21 protein-coding genes and 2 pseudogenes are annotated in these 22,254 nt (G+C 69.6%); 9 read left to right on the top strand and 14 right to left on the bottom strand.

Annotated elements, in window-relative coordinates:
- Positions 1-127: 127 nt before the first annotated feature.
- From ACIP6U_RS46270 to ACIP6U_RS46260, 3 genes are all read left to right on the top strand, one after another.
- The gene (locus ACIP6U_RS46270; RefSeq protein WP_401729294.1) at positions 128-337 is read left to right on the top strand and encodes a hypothetical protein; all 210 of its coding nucleotides are present in this window, start codon (positions 128-130) and stop codon (positions 335-337) included.
- Positions 338-352: 15 nt separating this feature from the next.
- Complete coding sequence (locus ACIP6U_RS46265) at positions 353-1,318, top strand: RHS repeat-associated core domain-containing protein (protein WP_401729292.1); 966 nt, start codon at positions 353-355, stop codon at positions 1,316-1,318.
- 137 nt (positions 1,319-1,455) lie between these two features.
- Entirely contained in the window at positions 1,456-1,758 is a 303-nt protein-coding gene (locus tag ACIP6U_RS46260) for a hypothetical protein (RefSeq protein ID WP_401729291.1), read from the top strand.
- A 12-nt stretch (positions 1,759-1,770) separates the two neighbouring features.
- Here the strand turns inward: ACIP6U_RS46260 and ACIP6U_RS46255 are convergent, their stop codons facing one another.
- Positions 1,771-1,977 (bottom strand): three-helix bundle dimerization domain-containing protein, encoded by a 207-nt coding sequence (locus ACIP6U_RS46255; protein ID WP_401729289.1) that lies wholly within the window; start codon positions 1,975-1,977, stop codon positions 1,771-1,773.
- 407 nt (positions 1,978-2,384) lie between these two features.
- Positions 2,385-3,234 (bottom strand): annotated as a pseudogene (gene lgt, locus ACIP6U_RS46250) (prolipoprotein diacylglyceryl transferase).
- Between the two features lie 202 nt (positions 3,235-3,436).
- On the opposite strand from lgt, the gene ACIP6U_RS46245 reads away from it, so the two are divergent.
- Positions 3,437-3,943 (top strand): MarR family winged helix-turn-helix transcriptional regulator, encoded by a 507-nt coding sequence (locus ACIP6U_RS46245; RefSeq protein ID WP_401729288.1) that lies wholly within the window; start codon positions 3,437-3,439, stop codon positions 3,941-3,943.
- A gap of 131 nt (positions 3,944-4,074) precedes the next feature.
- On the opposite strand, the gene ACIP6U_RS46240 is transcribed toward ACIP6U_RS46245, so the two are convergent.
- A complete protein-coding gene (locus tag ACIP6U_RS46240; protein WP_401729287.1) occupies positions 4,075-5,379 on the bottom strand; it encodes a GNAT family N-acetyltransferase in 1,305 nt (434 codons plus the stop codon).
- Between the two features lie 197 nt (positions 5,380-5,576).
- Between ACIP6U_RS46240 and ACIP6U_RS46235 the strand changes: the two genes are divergently transcribed.
- Complete coding sequence (locus ACIP6U_RS46235; protein WP_401729286.1) at positions 5,577-6,299, top strand: flavodoxin family protein; 723 nt, start codon at positions 5,577-5,579, stop codon at positions 6,297-6,299.
- Positions 6,300-6,302: 3 nt separating this feature from the next.
- Here the strand turns inward: ACIP6U_RS46235 and ACIP6U_RS46230 are convergent, their stop codons facing one another.
- The 4 genes from ACIP6U_RS46230 to ACIP6U_RS46215 all read right to left on the bottom strand — a co-directional run bounded on the left by ACIP6U_RS46230 (position 6,303) and on the right by ACIP6U_RS46215 (position 9,158).
- Positions 6,303-6,950 (bottom strand): hypothetical protein, encoded by a 648-nt coding sequence (locus ACIP6U_RS46230; protein ID WP_401729285.1) that lies wholly within the window; start codon positions 6,948-6,950, stop codon positions 6,303-6,305.
- A gap of 106 nt (positions 6,951-7,056) precedes the next feature.
- Positions 7,057-7,857 carry a hypothetical protein gene (locus tag ACIP6U_RS46225; RefSeq protein WP_401729283.1) on the bottom strand — a complete coding sequence of 267 codons (801 nt, stop codon included), beginning with the start codon at positions 7,855-7,857 and terminating at the stop codon, positions 7,057-7,059.
- Positions 7,844-8,503: an ABC transporter ATP-binding protein gene (locus ACIP6U_RS46220; protein ID WP_401729281.1), complete on the bottom strand. Its 660-nt coding sequence runs from the start codon at positions 8,501-8,503 to the stop codon at positions 7,844-7,846. The genes ACIP6U_RS46225 and ACIP6U_RS46220 overlap by 14 nt, the downstream gene beginning before the upstream one ends.
- Positions 8,504-8,513: 10 nt before the next feature.
- A complete protein-coding gene (locus ACIP6U_RS46215) occupies positions 8,514-9,158 on the bottom strand; it encodes a TetR/AcrR family transcriptional regulator (RefSeq protein ID WP_401729279.1) in 645 nt (214 codons plus the stop codon).
- Between the two features lie 1,137 nt (positions 9,159-10,295).
- Here ACIP6U_RS46215 and ACIP6U_RS46210 point away from each other — a divergent pair.
- The 3 genes from ACIP6U_RS46210 to ACIP6U_RS46200 all read left to right on the top strand — a co-directional run bounded on the left by ACIP6U_RS46210 (position 10,296) and on the right by ACIP6U_RS46200 (position 12,876).
- Positions 10,296-11,384 carry a PP2C family protein-serine/threonine phosphatase gene (locus tag ACIP6U_RS46210; RefSeq protein ID WP_401729278.1) on the top strand — a complete coding sequence of 363 codons (1,089 nt, stop codon included), beginning with the start codon at positions 10,296-10,298 and terminating at the stop codon, positions 11,382-11,384.
- A gap of 34 nt (positions 11,385-11,418) precedes the next feature.
- Complete coding sequence (locus tag ACIP6U_RS46205) at positions 11,419-11,955, top strand: MarR family winged helix-turn-helix transcriptional regulator (RefSeq protein WP_401729277.1); 537 nt, start codon at positions 11,419-11,421, stop codon at positions 11,953-11,955.
- Positions 11,956-12,195: 240 nt separating this feature from the next.
- Positions 12,196-12,876 (top strand): hypothetical protein, encoded by a 681-nt coding sequence (locus ACIP6U_RS46200; RefSeq protein WP_401729275.1) that lies wholly within the window; start codon positions 12,196-12,198, stop codon positions 12,874-12,876.
- Here the strand turns inward: ACIP6U_RS46200 and ACIP6U_RS46195 are convergent.
- From ACIP6U_RS46195 to ACIP6U_RS46165, 7 genes and pseudogenes are all read right to left on the bottom strand, one after another.
- Positions 12,877-13,469, bottom strand: a pseudogene (locus ACIP6U_RS46195) (DUF4142 domain-containing protein).
- 116 nt (positions 13,470-13,585) lie between these two features.
- A complete protein-coding gene (locus ACIP6U_RS46190; RefSeq protein WP_401729274.1) occupies positions 13,586-14,350 on the bottom strand; it encodes a DUF4142 domain-containing protein in 765 nt (254 codons plus the stop codon).
- 120 nt (positions 14,351-14,470) lie between these two features.
- Positions 14,471-16,405: a galactose oxidase-like domain-containing protein gene (locus ACIP6U_RS46185; protein ID WP_401729273.1), complete on the bottom strand. Its 1,935-nt coding sequence runs from the start codon at positions 16,403-16,405 to the stop codon at positions 14,471-14,473.
- A gap of 83 nt (positions 16,406-16,488) precedes the next feature.
- Positions 16,489-16,905, bottom strand: coding sequence for a hypothetical protein (locus tag ACIP6U_RS46180; protein ID WP_401729271.1), 417 nt, complete (start codon positions 16,903-16,905; stop codon positions 16,489-16,491).
- A gap of 101 nt (positions 16,906-17,006) precedes the next feature.
- A complete protein-coding gene (locus tag ACIP6U_RS46175; RefSeq protein WP_401729270.1) occupies positions 17,007-17,252 on the bottom strand; it encodes a hypothetical protein in 246 nt (81 codons plus the stop codon).
- Between the two features lie 101 nt (positions 17,253-17,353).
- Positions 17,354-19,033, bottom strand: coding sequence for a chloride channel protein (locus tag ACIP6U_RS46170; RefSeq protein WP_401729318.1), 1,680 nt, complete (start codon positions 19,031-19,033; stop codon positions 17,354-17,356).
- Between the two features lie 345 nt (positions 19,034-19,378).
- Entirely contained in the window at positions 19,379-20,779 is a 1,401-nt protein-coding gene (locus ACIP6U_RS46165; protein ID WP_401729268.1) for an amino acid permease, read from the bottom strand.
- 227 nt (positions 20,780-21,006) lie between these two features.
- On the opposite strand from ACIP6U_RS46165, the gene ACIP6U_RS46160 reads away from it, so the two are divergent.
- Positions 21,007-22,194 carry an FAD-dependent monooxygenase gene (locus ACIP6U_RS46160; RefSeq protein ID WP_401729267.1) on the top strand — a complete coding sequence of 396 codons (1,188 nt, stop codon included), beginning with the start codon at positions 21,007-21,009 and terminating at the stop codon, positions 22,192-22,194.
- Positions 22,195-22,254: the final 60 nt, after the last annotated feature.

Raw genomic sequence — 22,254 nt, 5'->3', positions numbered from 1 at the left:
ATCCCCACCGTCCACGGTCAGCGCTCCTCCTACACCGGCTCGCTGGGCCAGACCTCCAGCCAGACCTACCGCTACGACAAGGCCGGCCGGCCGGCTGGTCCGGGCCGAGGACGACACCGTCGACAGCGTGTGCATCACCCGCAGCTACACGCTCGACAAGAACGCCAACCGCCAGACCCTGGCCACCGCGGCTGCCGAACCCGGCCTGGCCTGCACCACCACCGGCGCGACGACCACCAGCCACGCCTACGACAGCGCCGACCGCCTGGTCGACTCCGGCTACGCCTACGACGCCTTCGGCCGCACCACCGCGGCCCCCGGCACCACGCTGGCCTAGTACACCAACGACCTGGTGCGCCAGCAGACCGCCGGAAGCCAGCGGCAGACCTGGACCCTCGACTCCCAACTGCGCTTCCGTGGCTGGACGGTGGAGTCCAACACCTCCGGCAGCTGGACGCAGACTCAGTCCAAGCTCAACCACTACAGCTCCGACGCGGACATACCGCGCTGGACGGTGGAAGACATCGCCACCGGCGCGGTCACCCGCAACGTGAACGGGTTCGACGGCCAACTGGTGGCCACCACCGCCAAGACCGGCTCGACCGTCCTGCAACTGGTCAACCTGCACGGCGACGTGGTGATGCAACTGCCCACCACCGCCGGACAGGCGCCCACCGTGCTCACCACCGACGAGTACGGCAACCGTGCCAACACCTCAAGCGCAATCCGCTACGGCTGGCACGGCGGCATGCACCGGTCCACGGAGACCCTCACGGGTCTCACCCTGATGGGCGTGCGCCTGTACAACCCGTCCACCGGCCGCTTCCTGTCCGCCGACCCGATACCCGGCGGCAGTTGCAACGCCTACGACTACGCCTGTGCCGACCCCGTCAACAACGAGGACGTCACCGTCTGCGCGACCTGCCGTGTACCCAAGCACGCCTGGACCGGGCGCAGTTTCACCACGGTCCTGCGCACCACCCGCTGGAGCTACAGCGGGTGGCAGAACGTCAACTGGCACTGGTACATGGACATCCTGAGCGGTGACTACGGGCCGGTTCCCATCAGCGCGTGGAAGCGCCAGTACCGCTACCGCAAGCAGTACATCTTCAAGTGCAAGGTCGTGGCCTGGTACGGCTGGGGCCGGCAGAAGATCCTGGCGACCTTCGAAACGCACTGGCAGTACTCCTACCGCGACCGAACCACCTACCGGATCAAGTGGACCGGCATCAAATGGACCCGAACGGGAGGCTGGAGCTGGACAAGAACATCGTGGCGCTACGTGTCCAGCTACCGCATCGTCTACACAAAGGGCTGAGCCTGCCCTGACCAGCGCCTAGGGTGGTGCTCCACGACAGCTGTCGCGGAGCACCACCCTCCCGCCCCCAAATCCGCAAGCCACCGGCCGCCTTGCCCACCGCACGGCCTCGGCTTCCCTTCGTGGAGATACCTCGCATGCTTCCCGCCGTCGCTGCTTGCGGACTCGCCTTCTTCTGCCTCACTCTGTGGTGCGCTGTCACCGTCGCCCGGATGCGCGACCTGTCCGCCTGGCGAAGGTTCCTGCCGCTCGCACTCTTCCTGATCGCCGCGGGAGCGAGCCTGCTGCGCGCCTTCGACATCCCGGAGGCGGCCAACGCCATCGCCTTCCCCCTGAACCTCGCGGTCGTCGTCCTGTCGCTCAGGGAGATCCGCATCCGCCGTCAGCAGGCGCAAGAGACCCACCGCACCGCAGAGGAAGGGAACGGCGCCGTGGCGTAGGGGTCTCGGTGTTCAGCCGGAGCGCTCACGCAGGATGCGGCGAGCCTGGCGTTCCACGAGGACGGGGACATAGGTCCGGATCGGCAGGTCGTCGAAGGCTGCGTAGGCCGTGGCGACCGCGGACTCGATCTCGTCGGGTGCTCGGCTGTCGCCGAACGAGGTCTTCAGGTGGTCGGTGAGGTGCCGAATGGCGACGTCCTCATCCGGTTCGATCAACATGACTCCCCCTGGCCTCGGGGCTGCGTGACTTCTCGTACAGGCCCGACGACGACACCGATTGGACATACCTCAGCCGCCCCGGATGGCGGCGTTGACGGTGCTGTCGCCGGGTCCCGAATTGGGACGGTAGCAGAATAGTTCGGAGGGCGATGTAATGTGGGGGTCATGGTCACGTAAATGACTCCCGGTCCGGCCGAAACCCTGGTGGCTGGCGGTGGAATGGGTGTCCCTGGTCTACGTGCTCCCCTGGTGACGCTGTTGGCCCCAGCCGGACGGCTGGCGGACGCCCATGGGTGCAAGCTTCTTTGCCTGTAGGGGGCGGGGGCGCTCCGGCAGCCGCAGCCGAGCGGCAGGCGCTGCCCGAGGCGCCACCGGGCCGGGGCTTCGCCGCTGAGGTCCGGGACGCATCAGGAGCTGCGGTCACACCCGCTCCCAGCTGGGAGCGGCATCAGTGATCGGTGCCACCGCATTCCCGCCGGCGTCTCCCCGCGGTAGGGGGCGTCGTCGCCGCTGCGAGGGCGGCAGCCCGCGATCAGGTAGCCGAGTGCGCCGGTGAACAGGATCAGGGAGACATGGTCGTTCAGGCGCAGGACCAGGAAGTGGTTTGCGTGGTCGATGCGCAACGCCTCGATCCAGGCCCGGCCGGTTGTGTAGGCCAGCACTTAGCAGGCGAACAGCCGTCCGTGGCGCGGGCGTTGGTGGTGGCGGGCGTCCAGCCAGAGCAGCAGCGCCATGACGCCGAGGTCCCACAGGAACTCGTACAGGAAGGACGGGTGGTAGAGGGGCGACACTGAGGCTGTCGGCGGGACGGTGGGCCGGGTCGATGTACAGCGCCCAGGGCAGGTGAGTGGGGCGGCCGTACAGTTCCTCGTTGAAGTAGTTGCCCCAGCGGCCGATCGCCTGGGCCAGTACCAGCCCGGGGGCGACGGCGTCGGCGAAGTCGGCCAGCTTGATACCGCGGCGGCGGCAGCCGAGCCAGGCGCCGACCGCGCCGAGGGCCACCGCGCCGGGGATGCCCAGGCCGCCGTCCCAGATGAACAGGGCGTGCAGACGTTGCTTGCCGGCCGCGAAGTACAGTTCGGGGTCGGTGATCACGTGGTAGACGCGTCCGCCGCGGATGCCGAACGGCACCGCCCAGATTGCGATGTCGGCGATGTCCTCACGCCGTCCGCCGCGGGCTTCCCAGTGGCGGCCGGTCAGTCACACGGCGGTGAAGATGCCGGCCAGGATGCTCAGCGCGTACGCGCGGATCGGCAGCGGCCCAAGGTGTCACACGTCCTGCGAGGGGCTGGGCAGGTAGGCGAGGTGCATGGGCTCGACCGTTCTCACATACACGGGGGACTGGCCGACTGGCCAGGGAGGGATCTGCACGAGATTACATTGGACGCCGAAGTAATTGGCGGGCGGGCGTCACGCCGGACGAACGGGTGTACACGGCTGTCCCGGCTACCCTTGCCGCATGTCCGCGCAGCCCCGCTCAGAACTCCCCCTGTCCCAGCCCGCCGCTGAGGCGTCGGAGGCTCGGTTGCTGACCGAGGCCGTGACCAGGCTGCGTCGTGTGCTGCGGGCCTCGATCCGTACCGACTACCCGTGGGAAACCCTGCCCATGGCGCAGGTCGAGTTGTTGCAGGTGCTGGGCGAGCACTCGCCCGCCCGGGTCAGCGAGCTGGCCACGCGTCAGCGCCTGGCCCCCAGCACCGTCAGTGGACTGATCGGCCAGATGATCACCGCGGGGCTCGTGGTCCGTGAGGTCGATCCCGCGGACCGCCGTGCCTCGGTCGTCACCCTCACCGACGCCGGCCACGAGCAGCTCGCCGCGTGGACCGGTGCCCACGAACGCCGCATGGACGCGGCGCTCGCAGCCCTCGGCGACGCCGATCGCGCTGCCCTTGCCACCGCGCTGCCCGCCCTCTTCCAGCTCGCCGAGAACCTGGGCGAGCCGAGTGACGGCCCGGCGATGGACTGACCGCCGTATCAGGCCGTCGGTCGGCTGCACACGACGAGCGCAGCGTCCGAACGAGACGCAAGCGGTTCCGAGGAATGGAAAAGGACTGTTGGTCCCACTTCCTGGAATCAGTTCTCGACGCTATGGCGGAGTCAGGTCTCGCTGGGCAGACGGGTGGGGGAGCCGGGTGCGGGCGCCGCGAGCGGGAGGTCGAGCCAGACGCGGTCGCGTAGCTCGATGCCGTCGATCAGCAGGCCGGGAGGATATCCGGTCCGGGGCGTGAAGGCGTCCCGCTCGACGGTCCGCAGCCGAAAACCCTGGCGCTGGTAGAAACGCAGGTTCCCGGTGTCGACCGCGGCGGTGGCGACCAGCAGGCGTCTGGCTGATGCGTCGGCGGCCAGGTCCATCGCGTACTGCACCAGACACCTGCCGACGCCCGTGCGCTGACGGTCTTCCCGTACGGCCATGTTCTTGATCTCGAACTCGCCGGGCTGATCGGTGCCCACCAGTTGCAGATGACCGAGGACGTCCGTTCCTTGCACCGCGACGAGCACGCGCCCGTCCTCGATGTAGGACGCGAGCTGCCCCGGCGAGTCCTCGGCGAGTTCGAACAACGGCCGGAGCTTCTCCCGCGAGCTCTTGTACTCCACCACGCGTACCTCGTCCGGGGTTTCCTCCCTTACCGCCCGGGCCAGCCGACTGGCCGAAGGCACGTCTGGGCGAGCCGTCGTGCCCAGTACTCGTGCGTCCTTGACCAGAACCGCTCGTGTGTACAGCAGGTGGAATCCCCGGCGCTGCACGTTCTGCTGGGACTTGGAACCCGGCTGAGTCGTCACCACGGCGATGTCACAGCTGGCTGCGGCAGCATCGGCGAGCCGGGCCGAGAGAAGGGCAGTCTGGATACCGCGTCGGCGATACGCGGGCGCGGTCGCCGCGCCCGTGAGCTGAGCGATGCCGTCCGCGATACGGAGACTGCCGCCTCCGGCGACATCGCCGTCGCACAGGGCGACGTAGTGCACCACACCTGCAGCGGCGAAGTCCCGCTCGGCGTTGGCAAGTACCTCTCGGGGGAATTCCTCGTGCGGGGGAACACCTTGGGCGTCGGGATGAGCGAAGCCGTCCACCACGGCTTCCAGCCACGCGTCGAACTCGTCCTCGCGGCACACCCGGACCTCGATGCCGGAAGCAACCACGCGTTCACAGCCGCCTGTGAGGTCAAGACCGAGCACGTTCTCGAAGGAGGCCAGCCGGTATCCACGATCCGTCAGCAGCGCGCCCACCGCAGGGTCCGCCAGATTCGCCACCTCCGCCCGGACAGGAGCACCGCGTTCGGCGAAGACATCCTCGATGTCGCCCAGTGTGGCCGCGTCCGGGGCGCGGCCGAACCCGAGTCCCGCGATCTTGTTGAAGGGCGAGTCCTCCTCGGCGTACGTGGCCACCCCGTCGGCCACAGGCACGACGAACCCGGTGTCGTCCCCCCGCCGTAGACGGGCCGCCTGTGCCGGATCCCAGCCAGGCGCCCAGCGTGCACGACATCGGTCGAAACAATGACGGTTGCCAGACAAAGCGCGACAAACGGAGATCCATGCGAGAAGCTGCGGCTGGATCCGTCCCTCCCTGGGACGAAGCATCGCCTCGCGCGCAAGGAGCCGCCGTGAACGCCACCGACGACGCCTACCGATTCGACGACCTGACCGCCCTGTTCATCAACTGCACGCTCAAGCCGTCGCCGCAGGTCAGCCATACCCAGGGACTCATCGACAAGAGCGCGGCGATCATGATGTCGCGCGGCGTCACGACATCGGAGGTCCGGGCCGTCGACCACGACATCGCCACCGGCGTCTACCCGGACATGACCGAACACGGCTTCGCGACGGACGAGTGGCCCGCCCTGTACGAGCAGGTGATGGCCGCCGACATCCTGGTGATCGCCGGACCGATCTGGCTGGGCGACAACAGCTCGGTGACGAAGAAGGTGATCGAGCGGCTCTACGGTTGCTCCGGTCTGCTCAACTCCGAGGGGCAGTACGCCTATTACGGCCGCGTCGGCGGCTGTCTGATCACCGGCAACGAGGACGGCGTGAAGCACTGTGCCATGAACGTCCTCTACAGCCTTCAGCACCTCGGCTACACCATCCCGCCGCAGGCCGACGCCGGCTGGATCGGACCGGCGGGCCCCGGACCGTCGTACTTGGACCCCGGTTCGGGCGGCCCGGAGAACGACTTCACCAACCGCAATACCACCTTCATGACGTGGAACCTGATGCACCTGGCGGCCATGCTCAAGCGGGCCGAGGGGATCCCCGCGCACGGCAACCAGCGCTCGGAGTGGGACGCGGGCTGCCGCCTGGACGCTCCCAACCCCGACTACCGCTGAGGGTTACGCGCTCAGTGACAGGCCGTGCTCGGTGGCGAAGGCGCGCCGGCACTGGCCGTTGCAGAAGCCGTGGAGGGCGCCGTCGATCTCCAGGGTGAGGTCGGTGGTGTTGAGGTCGACGGTCATGCCGCACACCGGGTCGGTGACCGTGCGTGGCGGCAGGTCGTCGGTGGGCAGGTGGGCGATGGTGTCGCGGTGCGGGGCGGTCATGTGCTGGCTGAAGTCGAGGCTGCCCATGGGGCGTCCGCACATCCCGAGGCTGCCTTCGGCGATGCCGACGATGTGAACCAGGGCGTGTGGCTGGTCGCGCAGCCGGTCGGGCTCCCGGTGGGCCTCGGCCTCGGTCTCGGCGAGGGCCTGGGTGAGGTGGTCGATGGCGTGGGTGCTCATCTCCTGGCGCCAGGCGGCCGGTGCGCTGACGCGGACCAGGTAGCGGGGCGGGTCGGCGGGGTCGACCGGGTGGCGGTCACCCGTGATCCAGGCGGCCGGTTCGTGGATGAGGACCTGGGTGAGGGCGCCTGCGGAGTCCATGACGGCCTCGGTGTGGGCGTCCTCGGTCCCCATCAGCGCGTCGATGAGCCGCTTGCCGAGTTGTTGCCGTTGCGCCGGTTCGAGAACGCCCGCGGGGGCGAAGATTTCGATGACGATCATGGCTTCATGCTTGTCGGGCGGGCCGTGATGGTCGTCGTACGGGAGAAGCGGATCGGGGTTACTCCGAGGGGAGTGGACGGCTACTGCGGCGGGAGTAGAGCCCTTCTCAGGCACCGGTGTGCGTGCGGCTGCGGGTCCTGATCCGGAAGATGACCAGCCCGATCGCCGCGAAGGCGGCCGCCCAACCGAGGCCGAGCGCGAGGTGGCTCCACAGTGCCGTCTTCCCGAAGGCGCCGCCGGCGGCGAACTGCATGGGCCCGAACGAGGGGAACCACTCCAGGACGGGTTTGTTGGCGAGCGGGTTGCCCAGCGGGTTCTGCAGGAAGGTGTCCATCAGACCGCCCATGATGATCAGGAAGAAGCCCTCCAGGTCGTGTTTGACCAGGACGCCGAGGAGCAGGCCGAGCGCGCCGTAGGTGAGTGCGATGGCGGTGAAGCCGGCGAGCACGGCGAGCCAGCCACCGGGATCCGGACGCCAGAAGGGCAGGACCGCGAGCGCGGTGTAGAGGGCGATCGCTCCGGCGACCAGCGAGACCGCCAGGGACTTGGCCCCGATGAGCGTGCTCTGCCGGTAGCCGGCGAAGACCAGGCGCCGGTCGAAGGCGAGGGCCTTGCGGACGGCGTCGAAGACGACGAACCCGGCGATCATCGTGACGGAGTTGAGGCCGGCCGAGATCAGGGTCAGGTGGCCGCCGTCGACGTGCAGGACGCGGCCGGTGGCGTACAGCTTGAAGTCGAGCGGCGTGTGTCCGGCCAGGGCGTCCATCATCAGGTACCAGGCGGGGACGAAGAGGACCAGCAGCAGGCCGGCGAGCCTGTTGCGGGTCTGGTCGCGCACGCAGAACCGCAGGGCGGTCGGGAACTGCCCGAAGAGCGGCCGTGGCCGGAGTGCGTCAGGCGCCGACATGGTGGCCCTCCTTCGACGTCGTGCGCGGGGTGAGCCGGCCGTCGGTGAGATCGGCGAGCAGGTCGAAGCGGTCCTGTTCGAACACGAGGTGGGTGATGACCACGATGGCCCTGCCCCGGGCGCGCAGGTCCTCGACCAGGTCCCAGAACCGCAGGTAGGTGTCCCAGTCGAAGCCCTGGTAGGGCTCGTCGAGGAGGAGGACGTCCGGGTCGTGCAACAGGGCCAGGGTGAGGTTGAGCTTCTGCCGCGTGCCGCCGGACAGTTCGCCGGCGAGGGAAGCCTCGTACTGCTCGTAGCCGAGAATGCGGACGAGTTCGCAGCCGCGGTCCAGGTCGGGCAGGCGGTGGGCGGCGGCGAAGTAGCGAAGGTGCTGCTCCACGGTGAGGCTCGCGTTCAGGACGGGGTCCTGCGGGCAGTAGCCGAGAGTCCCGGACAGGGCGACCTCGCCGCTGTCCACGGGCAGGGTGCCGGCCAGGGCCTTCAGCAGGGTCGACTTGCCGGCGCCGTTCTCCCCTACGACGGCGACGAGTTGCCCCGGGGTGACGGTGAGGTCGGCGCCGCGCAGGACGGGATGCCTGCCGTAGGACTTGTGGATGTCGTGAGCCTGAAGGACAGCTGTCGGTGCGGGTGTTGAGCCGGGCGCCATGCGCCGCCTCCTAGGGTGCGTCTCCTTGCGGTTGTGGTGGTGCAGCGTTCAGTCCGCCCGCGTAGATGCTGAGCATCTCCGGAGCCCAGCGGGTCATGCCGTCGGCCGACAGCGGGTCCGTGCCGAGGACCTCGGCCAGGCGGTCGCGCAGCAGGAACAGGGCCAGGTCGTTGGACAGGAGCAGGGCGGCGCGTACCGCCGGGTCTCGGCCGGAGGAGGCCAGTCCTGCTGCCGCCAGGCCGTCCAGTGCGGCCCTGCTCAGGTCGTAGAGGCGGCGGAACAGCAGCCGCGCGGCGTCCGTGTCGGACAGCAGGAGTCGTCGCAGGTAGCCGGGCAGCGGTGAGTCGTGGGGCAGGTGCCGCGCGAACACCTCGCTCAGTGAACTCGCCCCGGTCCCGGGATCGAGCAACTCCGCCCCGCTGTCCCCGGTCAGCTCGCCGAGCATGGCCTCGAAGACGTCCAGGACGTACTGGTCGACCTCCTGGCGCAGCCCCTCCTTCGACCCGAAGTGGTGCATCACCAGCCCGGGTGACACACCGGCCGCGGTGGCGATCTGACGCATCGTCACCGCCTCCGCCCCGCTTGCGGCGAACAGGCCCAGGGCCTCGTCGCGGATGACCGCGCGCGTGGTCCTGTCGTCACGGATTGAACGCATGTGCAGAATGCTAAACGAGCGTTCAATCGCTGTCCAGGGGTGAATGCTGGACGCCTCGCGTCGTCGGTGGGCGTCAACCGGTGCTGGGCCGCGTCGGGGGCGTGCCCGCGTAGGGCGGAGCGGGAGACGGGGCGGTCGCGGCGGGTGCGCCGTCTGGCAAGAACTCTTCGTACTGTTGAGAGGTCACTCCCGTGGGTGTGCTGCCGGGGGCGCTCGAACGGCTGGTCGCTTGGGAAAAGGCTGCGATGGCCATGAGCACCGCGGCGACCGTCGCCAGGACGCGGCCCACCAGTCGCCACCGGTCCGGGCCGCCCAGGTCCCGCCACCCAGGACCTGGGCGCCACTCCTCGGGAAGCCACACCTCACTCACCGCTTCGAAGGATGCCTCTCGCGGCTCGCTGGGCGCGGTCCCGTGCTGCTCCCGCCGCACACCGTACGAGCCAGTCGGGTCCGGGCGGCTCCCGGCTGCCCGCTCGCAGGCGGAGGGCTCCCTGGGTGCGGAGGCTCGAATGGCCTGCTCGGTGTCGCCGAGGAACCTCAGCCATACGGCGTCCGGAAGAGGCGGAACCCCGTCCCCGTCGCCTGGTGTTCCGCCCTGCCCCGAGTCTTCGGCGGCCACGATCCCTCCATTCCATGACACTCCGCGGCCGGTCTCGCCGTGCGGACCGCCGTGTGGGCCGACCGGTGGAGAGGGAGTGGGTGCACGCGGTGTCCCCAGCCCCGAATGGCGGGAGACCTGCCGGCGGCCGGTGCGTCGCCCTCACTCCCGATAGCGTGCCGATCACTCCTGGGCGCTGGGTGACTCCGACCGCCGACTCGGCCCCCCAAATGCAAGTTTTGCACAGTGCAAAATCCGATCGCCAGGGCTTTGGGGTGGTCTTGGTCAGGAGTTGAACCCGCCCAGTGGCTCGGTGTCACGGCAGACGGCGAGTCGGGGCCGGTCCGGTGTGGTCTGTCTGTGGGGCATCTTCGCCTTCCGGCGTCGGACATGTCGGCTCTCGGCCTCTATTGGGTAAAGGGCTCGGCTGGGGGTGCCTCGCTCGCAGGAACCTTTGCATAGTCTAAATGCGGGGAGGGGTGTCTGCGCCACAAGCGAAGCAGACGGCTCTCGTGCGCTGGGACTTCTCTGGAGGACGCATGACCGAGCAGGGGCCGACGCAGGGTTCTGCGGTGCTGTCCTGGATGCCGGTGGCGATGATGACCGTGGTGGCTGGGGCGGATGTTGTAGCCGGGCCGGGGGTGGGGCTTCTGCCCCTGGTCTCGCTCGGGCCGGCGTTCTCCGGGCTGGTCGGCGGATGGCGGCGTACGGCACTGATCGGCGCGGTGGCGCTGCTCGTGTGCGTGGCGCTCGGGATGTACGACGGCCTGTTCGAGGAGCGGCGGGGCTTCACGGCGATGGCGTCGGTGGCCGGCGTCACCGGCGTGGGCATCGCGGCCGCGGTGACACGCTCCCGCAGGGAGGCGGAGCTGGCCAGCGTCCGGTCGATCGCGGAGGTGGCGCAGCGCGTGCTCCTGCGACCGGTGCCGCGGACCGCCGGCCCGTTGCAGGCGGCGGTGTCGTACACCTCGGCCGTCGCCGAGGCGCGGATCGGCGGTGATCTGTACGAGGTGGTGGCTTCCCCGCACGGGATCCGGGTGATCGTGGGCGATGTGCAGGGCAAGGGGCTGGCCGCGGTGGAGACGGCGGCCGTGGTGCTCGGCGCCTTCCGGGAGGCGGCGCACGACGAGCCCGACCTGGTCGGGCTGGGGGAGCGGCTGGAGCGCAGTGTGGCCCGGGAGTTGGAGGGGGAGAAGTTCGTCACCGCCGTACTCGCCGAGATCGGTTCGGACCGCGGGGTCGTGTTCCTCAACTATGGCCATCCGGCGCCGATGGTCGTACGCCGTGACGGCGGCGTCGACTTCCCGCAGCCGCCTGCCTATGCCCTTCCTCTGGGACTGGGGGCGCATGGCAGCGAGGGGCCCAAGCCCTATCGGGTGGACTTCGCCCCGGGCGAGCAACTGCTGCTGTACACCGACGGGGTCACCGAGGCGAGGGACGCGGACGGCTCCTTCTATCCGCTCGGTGAGCGGGCGGGACTGCTCAAGGAGCCCGACGCCGGCCGCGCCTTGGAGGGGCTGCGCGAGGACCTGGTACGCCACGCCGCGGGGCCGCTTCACGACGACGCCGCGATGCTGCTGCTCCGCTACCACGGTCATGAGGAAGGAAAATCTGTTCCCATCAGGTGAGGAGGCACCACCTCCGGCAAGGTAAAAAGGACACATGCCGGAGCGTGAGAACCCCGCGGGGACCATGGACGACGTCGACGCCGTCACCCGGGCGGTACTGACCGCCTCCCGCCTGCTGGTGGCGGTCTCCGCCCGTTCGCTCGGCGAGGTCGCGGAACAGGTGACCCTCCCGCAGTTCCGCATGCTGGTCGTGTTGTCCACTCGCGGCGCCACCAAGTTGGTGACCCTCGCCGACCTCCTGCAAGTGGCGCCGTCCACGGCCATGCGCATGGTCGACCGGCTGATCGCGGCCGGGCTCGCCGACCGGCAGACCAATCCGGGCAACCGTCGCGAGACCCTGCTCCAGCTCACTGAGGACGGCCGGCGCACCGTCGAGGACGTCACGGCCCGGCGTCGCGCCGAGATCGCCGCCATCGTCGAGCGGCTCTCCCCGATCCAGCGCCTGGCGCTGGTGGAGGCCCTGGGGGCCTTCAACAAGGCGGGCGGCGAGCCGCCTGCCCCTGCCCTGGACGACCCGGAACCGCATCCGCTCGGTTGGGTCGTCGACGGCGTGATGGCGCACGACACCTGACGTTCCGCCGACCGCTCGTCACGATTCCCGGGCGGCTCTTCTCCCATCCTCAGAGTTTTTGCATAATGCAAGGGAATTGTGGGACGGCGGCCGCATGGCCGTGCCTCGGAGGTCCGAGGGGCGTGGCCGCGTGCGGTGACGCGAGCGGTTGCCATCGACGGAACGGACGGGAAAGGGTGCGCGGGTGTGACACGCGTTCGCCGGAGGTGTCATCACTCGGCACCCTCTGAACGCCACCTCATGGCGTACCTGCGCACCTCGGTGTGGGGCCCGGCGGAGTTCGTCGGGCGGCCGCCCTGGGGGCTCCTGACGGAGGGGCTCCTGGCCGGGTTCGTCGGTGCCGGGGCCATCGTCGGTACGACCCTCTTGGGCGCCTGGACGGGCCGGCCCTCGCTGGCCGACGGCGAGGCGGGCCTGGTGTGCGCTGTGGCGCTGGCCGTGTATCTGTCCTTCGTGGGAGCCGGACGCGCGTTGATCGGCATCACCGCGCTGCTCGGGGTGTGCCTCGCGCTACAGACCCCACAGGCGGCCGCCGGGATCGTGCTGGCCGAACGGGGACAGGTCCAGTCCGTTGTGGTGACGTCGGTCGAGGACGGCCGGGTGGCGGCCGGCGGGCCTGCCCGTTACCTGTGTTCGGTGGCGGACACCGACGGAGTTCCGCTCAGGGTCCGCATCTGGCGCGGTTGCGGAGAAGCGACCCGGCCCGGCGACGTGCTTGCCGTCGTGTCGGATCCCGAAGGGCGGGTGCCCCTGCGCGGCGCGCAGGCGGGGGCCGGTCTGGCCAGGCCGCTGCGCGACCTGGCGCCCTGGGCCGCGGCTCTGGTGTCGGTGAGCCTCGTCGCCGTCGTCCGCTCCTACCGACTCTCCCGCCCCGCCGGCACCGTGATCCCGTTCGGTACCGGCCAGGCGGACCACCGCTGATCAGCCGGCCGAAGGGCTGGTCGTCGGGGAGGCGGTGTTGATGCCCAGGTCGGGGCGGGCGGTAAGGACGACGACGGGGGCACCCGGCTGGGTACGAGGGTGTTCTTCTTGCTGGCGCGGATCTTGGCGACGGTCGGGAAGATCTGGCCGTGGGTGACGCGCATGATGTTGGCCGCGGTCGTGTCGAACTGTTTCCCCGACTCCGCCGCCGAGGTCTGCACGAACTGCTGCTGTTGCGGGGTCGTCTGGTTGGGCAGGGTGATGTTCGGTTCGGGGGATCTGGCGGCACAGTTTGTCCGGGTCGGAGTGTCCCACGATCAGGTGCTTGCCGGCCTCCCGTATCTCCTCCGTGGAGCCCTTCTCCAGCGCAAGCTCGCCCAGCGGGTAGTCCTGCAGTCCGGCGGAGCGGACCTTGACGACGAAGTCGCGGTCGGCCTCGATGAGCGGGCCGTAACGGGTGCTGGTGAGACGCGGCTCGGATCGTTGGGCACGGTCGTCACGCCGAGCATGGCGGGATAGGCGAGTGCGGTGAGCGTCAGGCCCAGCGCGCCGACGACGAAGACGGTTCCTGCTGTGTTGCGGGAGATGGCCATGCGGCCTTCAGGCACGAGCGGCTAGGACGCCAGGGGTACGTGCGTGCCGGGGCGACCGATCATTGCGCTGGGTAAAATTTGTATGGAGCGAGATGGTGCGTGTGTCACATTTCTGGTCATCCAACCGTCGGAGTGGGTGACGGCGACGGAGTGGTGGCCGGGCCCGTCGGTACTCCGTCGGTCGGCAGTCCGGAGGGCACCGTGAGGGTGACGATGGGCGCACCCGGCTGTGGTACCGGTGGTGTGACCTGGCTGGAGGGAAGCTTCGGCGGGTTGGTCTCCATGTTGTTGACCTGGTTGAAGTTGACCACCCCGGTGGTCTCCATCTGTGTGATGTGGTCCAGGACCACATCGTTGGCCTGGTCGGCCAGTTGGCGCACCAGGGTGTTCTGGGTGGTGGAGCGGATCTTGGCGATGGTGTTGAAGATCGAGCCGTGCGTGACACGCAGGATGTTGGCGAAGTCGGAGTCGAACTGCTTGCCGGTGTCGGACTTGAAGGTGTCCAGGAAGCCCTGCTGCTGAGGGGTGGGCTGGTTGGGGATGGTGATGTTCAGTTCGGGGGCGATCCTGCGGCAACTGGCGTCGAGCGCTGCGTGCCCGATGACCAGGTGCCGCCCGGCCTCGCGTACGGCAGCGGTCGTCCCCTTCTTCATCGCCAGATCGCCGGAGGGGCCCTCCCACAGTCCTGCGGAGCGGACGAAGACGACGAAGTTGCGGTCGGCTTCGGTGAGCGGGCCCCATCGGGTGCTGGCGATCACACGTGACTGGTCGCTGGACACCGTCTGGATGCCGAGCATGCTCGGGTAGGCCAGGGCGGCGAGCGTGACGCTCAGCGCGCCGCCCACGAAGACGGTTCCGATCGTGCTGCGCGAGATGGGCATCGTGCCTCCTGGTGTGGACGGCGAGTACGTCAGCAGGTACGGGCCGACAAGGGAAAGGGAATCCTTGCTCCAGGTAAAGCTTGCACTATGCCAAGGTGAGTGTTCGCCGGGCCCCGCCCCTTATCGAACCTGCAGCCACCGACCCTTCGACGGAGTGCCGTCGCTCGCTGTGGCGACGACCATGTACCAGCCCGAGGGGGCAAGTGACGGATCGTCGGGAATGCGGACGGTGAGTGATCCGCCGGTGCGGCGGATCACGTCCAGGGCAACGGAGCGCTGATCGAAATCGGTGACGTGGGTGGCCGATCCGGGCCGCATGAGCCGGACGCGGGTGATGCGGGCGGCGTCCGCCGAGCGAAGCGTGAGAGCGTCCCCACGGTCCGCCCGGTTCCTTCCGGCGAGGTCGAACCGAGGGCGTGCGCCGTGAAAGAGATAGGGCGGCGAGAAGACCTCGACGCGCTGCTCGAAGTGACCGGGGCGGGTGTCGGCCTTGTCGGAGAAGAGCGGGTCGGAGCCAAAGACGGCGACGCGGCCGTCGGGCAGGAGCAGGGCCTCGGTGTGGTAGTCGCGGCCGACGGCAGGATCGGCGGCCGGGGTGAAGGCGTCGGCTGCGGGGTCGTAGAACTGTGCCTTGAGGATGTCACTGGCGCCCTTGCCGCGGTATCCCGAGCTGCCGCCGGTGGTGAAGACGGTGTCGTCCGGCATGATCACGCTGTTGAGGTAGCGGGTGTTCTCCGGCAGGCGCGGACCGGCTGTGAAGGCGGGGTGCGCGGCGCCGAGGTCGACGATCGCCGTGCGGGAGGTCGCGGCGCGCGACTCGCCCACGCCCCCGCCGCCGAGCACCATGACCTTCCTGCTCTGCGCGGGTGGCAGCAGGACGGAGGAGGACGTCTCCAGGATGTCGGGGTCGGTGAGGCCGGGGACCGGGGTGAAGGTGTTGGTCCTGAGGTTCCACAGTCCGGGGGTGCGGCCCTTGTCCGCGGGTCCGTAGCCGGCGTTGGAACCGGTGTAGAAGATCTGTTTCCTGCCCGTGAGGAAGAAGGACGGGTAGGTGGGGAAGTAGCGGGTGGGCGCCTTGGACCAGGTCCTGGTGCCCGGGTCGTAGATCTCGTTCTTGCCGGGCACGACCTGCCCGATGTCGTCCAGTCCGGACACGGCCAGGACGCGGCCGTCGGACAGTGTGGTCAGGGTCGGGTACCAGCGGGCCTCGCTCATCGGGCCCACCTTCGTGTACTTCTCGGTGAGCGGATCGAACTCGTAGGCGTCCTTGGTGCCTTGGAAGTCCTTCTTGTCGAGGCCGAGCTTGTTGGCGATGCCGTAGAGGTTGTCGGAGTCCTCGCCCTTCAGGCCCTGGATCGCGTACTGCTCGGTGGCATTGGTGATGCCGAGCGGTCCCTCCTCCGTGGCCTCGACGAAGACGCGCGCCTCGCTCGCGGTGACGGTGACGCTGCCGCCTCGGCCCGTGGGCGTCTTCTTGGCGGCCGGCACGCGCACGGCGAACTGCGAGCGGTACTCGACGCCGGCGGGGGAGCGGAAGACGGTGCCCTTGGGGAAGGTGCGGGCCCTGTCCGGGTCCTCGTTCTTGACCAGCATGGCACCGCCCGCGCGTCTGACGTCGCCCTTGAGGGCCTCGTAGCGGGCGGTGCCGCCGGCTACGAGGATCTTTCCGTCGGGCAGCTGGGTGTGGCCGCCGCAGAACAGGTCCGCCGGGGTGTCGATCTTTTTGAAGGTGTCGGAGGCCGGGTCCCACAGGGTGCTCTTGAAGACGCCGCCGTTGAAGTGCTTGACGTTGTTGCCGGATCCGGCGATCAGCAGGACCTTGCCGGTGTGCAGCAGGATCGCGTGGATGGCGTTGAGCTGGTACGTCTCCGGCAGCGCGGCCGGTGCCCAGTGACCGTACTTCGCCTTGTACTCGGGCTGGTTGATCTCGTAGCGGTGGTAGGCGTGCCGGGCGAAGCCCGCCAGCACCGGCGCGTTGACCGCGGCCAGGGCTACGACGGCTGCCGCTCCCAGCAGCGTCTTGCGGGTCGTGGGGCGTGCGGTTCGCTTGGCCATCGAGGGGTGCCTCCGCGGCGGGCGGGTCGGTCGTGGATGTACCGACGACTACCCCTCATGTCCGCCGGACCGGAAGCGACACGCTATGTTGCACTATGCAAAATGACCCGATGTGAGCAATGCGCCGGTTCGGTGAGCTGTATCAGCAGCCGGTACGGGACCGTCGTCTTCGCCAGTCCCGGGGCGGAGAGGGCCTCCTGGTAGACCCACCTGCTCGCGAGCAGGCCGGTCTGGAGTGGGGTGATGGAGAACGTGTCGGTCTTGACCATCGCCCACGCTCCTCGCGCGGATCCGATGTCCCGCATGGGGGCGATCGTGAAGCGCTGGAAGCAGATCCCGGTCTCGGGATCCGGTTCACCCTCGCGTTCGATCACCGGCAGCGAAGTGCGCCGACCGTGGCGGAGGTGGAACCACAGGGCAGCGGGCCCCCAGTGCAGGGTCGTGATCGGGAACATCAGGTGCATGATCCACATGCGCTGCCGGTATCCGCGCAGTGCCATGTCCGCCACGATGGCCGGCGTGCTCGCCCGGCCGCGGCCAGGCTGACCCAGCCCAGCGCCTCCAGTCAGGCCGGGGGGCTGGTGGTGCGGCTCCATGGCCGTCACCTCTCGTGCAGGCGCGCCGTCGTGACGCGCCCCGGTCGCATGATGCGTATCTTGCGGCTCTCGCAGGCCGGGCAGCGCGGTGACTGCAGCGGCGACGGCACGCGCGTGCCGTCGAGGCGGTACACGGCGGTGATCCGCGCGTCGTCGTCCACGGTCACGTCGATGTCGTACGTGTCCTCCCAGCCGTGCCCGCAGTCGAGGCACGCGAACGAGTAGGAGCGCTGGACGTGGTCTGTGTGCATGGCCCACCTCCTCGGAGCGATCCGGGCATCAAGACCCGCGTACCCATTTTTGCACAGTGCAAAAGTTGGGGTGTCCGGGCGATCGGGCAGCTCCGCGGCCCTCAGGTGGCCGTGTGTACCGCGCGCAGTGCGCTTTGGTGGCTGAGCCAGCCGACGGGCTTGCCGTGGTCGGAGTCGAGCACGGGTACCCCGGTTCCGGCGGCCGAGAGGAGGGTGTGCAGGGCCTGGGCCAGGGGTTGGTCCGCAGTGATCGTGGAGGGGGGCTCGGCGAGCTGTCCCACATGCGTGGGTGCGTCGTCCGGCTGTTCCGTGAGTGCTTCGGCCACGGCCTGCGCGGTGACGACGCCGACGTAGTTTCCGGTGTCGTCGACGACCGGGAGGGCGCCGTGACCGGACAGGCTCAGCAGGTCGGCCGAGTCCGCCAGGGTCGTGGATGCGGACAGCGGTGACGGCAGGGGCTCCATGACCGCGCTGACGTGCTGGGTGCCGATCCGTGCGCCGGGTGCGGGGCCTTCGAGATCGATGCCGCGGCGCCGCAGTTTGAGGGTGTAGACGGTGTCGTGCGAGATCAGGTGGCTGACGGCGGTGGCCAGCACGATCGCGAGCATCAGCGGCAGGATGATCGAGTACTCGCCGGTGAGCTCGAAGAGGATGACCACGGCGGTGATCGGCGCGCGGGCCGCGCCGGCGAAGACCGCGCCCATGCCGACCAGCGCGTACGCGCCGACCGCGCCCGCGGAGTGCGGCAGCAGGTGGTGGACGCCGATGCCGTACGCCGAACCGAGCATCGCCCCGATGAACAGGCTCGGCGCGAACACGCCGCCCGAGCCGCCGATGCCGATGGTCAGGCTGGTCGCCAGCATCTTGCCGACCAGCAGCAGGAGCAGGAAGCCGACCGCGTAGCTTCCCTCGGTCGCCTTCTGCAGTACCGGGTAGCCGACGCCGTACATCTCGGGCAGGGCCAGCAGGACCAGCCCGAGGGCGAGGCCGCCGACCGCCGGGCGCAGCCACTCCGGGCCGCGCCAGACCCAGTCGCAGGCATCCTCGATCAGGTACAGGAACCGGGAGAAGCCCACGCCCACCACGGCGGCGCCGACACCGAGCGCGGCGAACAGACCGTACTGGGTGAGGTGGTCGACGTGGAAGTCGGGCAGGCTCAGGAAGGGCGTGTTGCCGAAGGCGGCCCGTCCGATGACGCTCGCCGTGACGCTGGCCAGCACGGTGGCACCGAAGGCTTCGGCGCTGAAGGTGCCCAGGATCAGTTCCATCGCGAAGAACACGCCGGCCAGGGGTGCGTTGAAGGTGGCCGCGATGCCGCCTGCCGCGCCGCAGGCGACCAGGAGTTTCATCCGGCCCTCGGTCACCTTGGTGAGGCGGCCGAGTGTGGAGCCGAGCGCTGAGCCGATCTGCACGATCGGACCCTCACGGCCCACGGAGCCGCCGGAGCCGATACACAGCGCGGAGGCGAGGGTCTTCACGACGGCGACCTTGGGGCTGATGCGACCGCCGCGCTGGGCGACGGCCAGCATCACCTCGGGCACACCGTGCCCGCGCGCCTCCTTGGCGAACCTGTTCACCAGCGGCCCGTACAGCAGGCCGCCGACTACCGGCGCAAGCAGGACGAAGTACGGACCGAGCCACGACACGTGCGGATTGTCCGCGCCCGGGGAGGCGGCGTAGTCGGCGTGGCCGGAGAAGAGCCGGGTGAACGTCTTGATGCACCAGCGGAAGACGACCGAACCGCCACCGGCCCCGGCGCCGACCACGACGGCCAGGGCCATCAGGCCCCAGGGAGCGGTGCGCAGTCCCGCGAACCGTGGGATGGGGGTGAAACCCCTCGTTGCGGTACTGGGCACGTGCTTGCCGTCCCTTGCTGTCGAAATGGCGCTCATGGTTCCCCTTCCTTCTTTGCATTATGCAAAACAAGTCAAGGGTGCGCGTCACGGGGCGTCGTCCCCGGAACGGGGCCGGAGGGCCCCTTGGCGCGCGGGCGCCCTACCGGAAGCGGGGGCAGAGCTACGGACGCCGGAGGTGAGCAGTGAGCAGTGAGCAGTCAGGTCTCCTCATCGTTGATCGTGGGTGCTCACCGAGGCGGCGGCGCCTGACGTCTGCGCAGCCGTCAGCCGTCAGCCGGCTTCGGTGTGTGCCTCGACGTCCTCGATGCCGCTGGGGCGTCCGGCCCGTGTCCACCGGGCGTACAGTCCGGCTGCGATGAGCAGGGTGGCGGCCAGGGAGAGCATGGGCCAGCCGCGCAGCAGGTTCACCGCGAGGGTGAAGGAGACAGCTGCGGCTGCCAGGCCGTTGACCCAGGCCAGGGCCGTCTTGTTCTCGCGGGCGGCGAAGTGGGCCATGGCCACCAGGCCGACCAGGAAGCTGACGAAGACCGCGACGGCGTAGAAGAGGACCAGTTCCTGCTCCTGGCCCGCCGAGGCGACGATGATCAGCGCGGCGACGGCCAGGTAGACCACGACCGACCAGTACGGGGTGTGGTGGTGGTTGGTCCGGCCCAGCACCGGTGGCAGTACGCCGGGCCGCTCTGCGGTGCCCGACAGGGCCTTGAGCAGTCCGGGCCCGGCCTGGAAGGAGGAGCTCGCGGCGGCGAGCAGCAGCAGCGAACTGGTCAGCTGGAACGCGCCGTAGAGCCGGCCCGGCCCGGCGGCGGCGTGCGCGATGTCCGCGATCTGGGTGGAGTCGGCGCCGGGGATGCCGATGTGCAGCCGGACGGCGAGGGCGGTCAGGGCCAGGGTAAGACCGCCGACGATCACGACCAGCAGGGCGAGGGTGCCGCGGCCGAAGCGGCGGCGGTGGGCGTCGTTCAGCTGGCCGAGTTGGGCGATCGCGGTCGAGGGCGCCTCCACTCCGGTGGCCAGCGCCATGGCGACCGGGAAGGCCAGCACTACGGCGAGTACCGCGGAGCGGCCCGGGTCGGTTGTGGCGGCGGCGTGCCCGGTGGTGTGCGGGGAGGTGAAGCCCAGGACCAGCACGGCCACGGAGATGACCACGAACGCGACCGTCATGACGGCGAACAGCAGCCGCCCGCCGTGCCCGAACCAGGTCAGCCCGGCCACCACCACCAACAGGACGAGGGCGAGCGGGATGCGCCAGGCGGCCAGATCGGGGAAGAGGGCGATGACCGCGCTGGCCGCGGCGGCGATAGAGATGCCGATGGTCAGCACGAAGTCGACGACCAGCGCGCCGATCGGCAGGAACGTCCAGCGCGGCCCGAAGGCGCGCCCGGCCGCGGCCGCCGCCCCGCCGCCCTTGGGGAAACGGCGCACGAGCTGCCAGTAGTTGGCGGTGACGATCACGATGAGTCCGATGACCAGGCTCATGGTCGGCAGCAGCAGGGCGAGGTCGCCGTGCAGGGCGCGCAGCGCGGCCTCGATCGCGTACGCGACCGACGAGACCGGGTCGGCGATCACCGCGAAGGCGAACGCGAAGAAGAGCACGGAACGGCGCGGGCCGCGACCGTGCGTGGGGAGGTCGGAGGTGGTCGCGACGGCTGCGGGCGACTTCGACGAGGTCACGCGAAGACCTTCCTGGGACGGTTCGTTGAGGACACTTCGCCGACCCGTCTTCCCGGCACACCAGCCACGACGATACGTCAAGGAACCGTTGGTGAGGCGTTAGGGAAGCATCAAGACTGCCCGCCTCCGGGCGGGGAGGACCAGGCATTCTTGCCTATGAGCTTTGCATAGTGCAAGAGTGTGGGAGGGGATGAGCGTCCGGGTAGCGGAAGAGGCGAGACGCACCGATGAGAGCAGTGATCTGCGGAGCCGGTATCGCCGGACTGACCCTGGCCGGGCGCCTGTACAACATGCTCGGCTGGGAGGTGGTGGTCCTGGAGAAGGCCCCGTACCCCCGCACCGAGGGGTACATGATCGACTTCTTCGGCCCGGGGTACGACGCGGCCGAGGCGATGGGCGTGCTGCCCTGGCTGGAAGAGCTCGGCTACCCGGTCTCCGAGGCCGCCTTCGTCGACGAAGGGGGACAGTGCCGCGCCCGCCTTGGCTACGGCCGGTTCGCCCGTTCCCTGGACGGTCGCCTGCTGAGCATCATGCGGCCGGACCTCGAACTCGCGCTGCGTGAGCGGCTGTCCTTCGCCGTCGGTCTGCGTTACGGCGTCGGCCCGTCCCGCATCGATCCCAGCCCGTACGGCGTCCGCGTCACCCTCACGGACGGCACCGCCCTCGACGCCGACCTTCTTGTCGGGGCCGACGGCCTGCACTCCACTGTGCGGGCCATGGTCTTCGGCGAGGAGCAGCGGTGCGTGCGCTACCTGGGCTACCACGCTGCCGCGTTCACCTTCGACGACCCATACGCCCATGCCGAACTGGGCGACCGGTTCGGTCTGACCGACACCGCCGGGCGGCAGATGGGCCTCTACGGTCTCCGGGACGGCAGGGTGGCCGCGTTCGCCGTCCATCGCAGCGCCGACCCTCGCCGCCCCGAGGACGCACGGACTGCCCTCTACCACGAGTACAGCTCCCTGGGCTGGCTCGTCCCCCGCGCTCTGGCCGGCTGCCCGCCGCATGACCGGGTCTACTACGACCAGGTCGCCCAGACCGACCTTCCGTCCTGGAGTCGCGGGCGGGTCGTCCTGGTCGGCGACGCCTGCCAGGCCGTCTCCCCGCTGTCAGGGCAAGGGGCCTCACTGGCGATCGCGGGTGCCTATGTCCTGGCGGACCAACTCGCCGGCACGCGTCGCGTCGAGGACGCACTGCGCGGTTATGAACGGCTTTGGCGTCCGGTCATCAGGAACAGACAACGGGCCGCCCGCAGAACGGCCCGCTGGTACGTCCCCGAAACGGCACGGCAACTGCGCCTTCGCCGTGCTGCCCTGCGCTTCGCCGGACTGCCCGGCGCGACTCGTCTCGTCGGCACCTCGCTGGCCGGGAGGAGGCGGCCGTCCCTACGGCAACTCGCCGCGGTGCCCGCCTAGCCGTCGTTCGGCCGACCGGTGCCCAGGGCCATGCCACCCCTCCAGGCGACGTGGCCCCGG

Origin of the sequence: Streptomyces sp. NPDC088794 (assembly GCF_044750545.1) — a bacterium.
In the GTDB taxonomy this organism is placed as follows: domain Bacteria; phylum Actinomycetota; class Actinomycetes; order Streptomycetales; family Streptomycetaceae; genus Streptomyces.
This window is presented reverse-complemented; position numbering and strand designations above follow the sequence as displayed.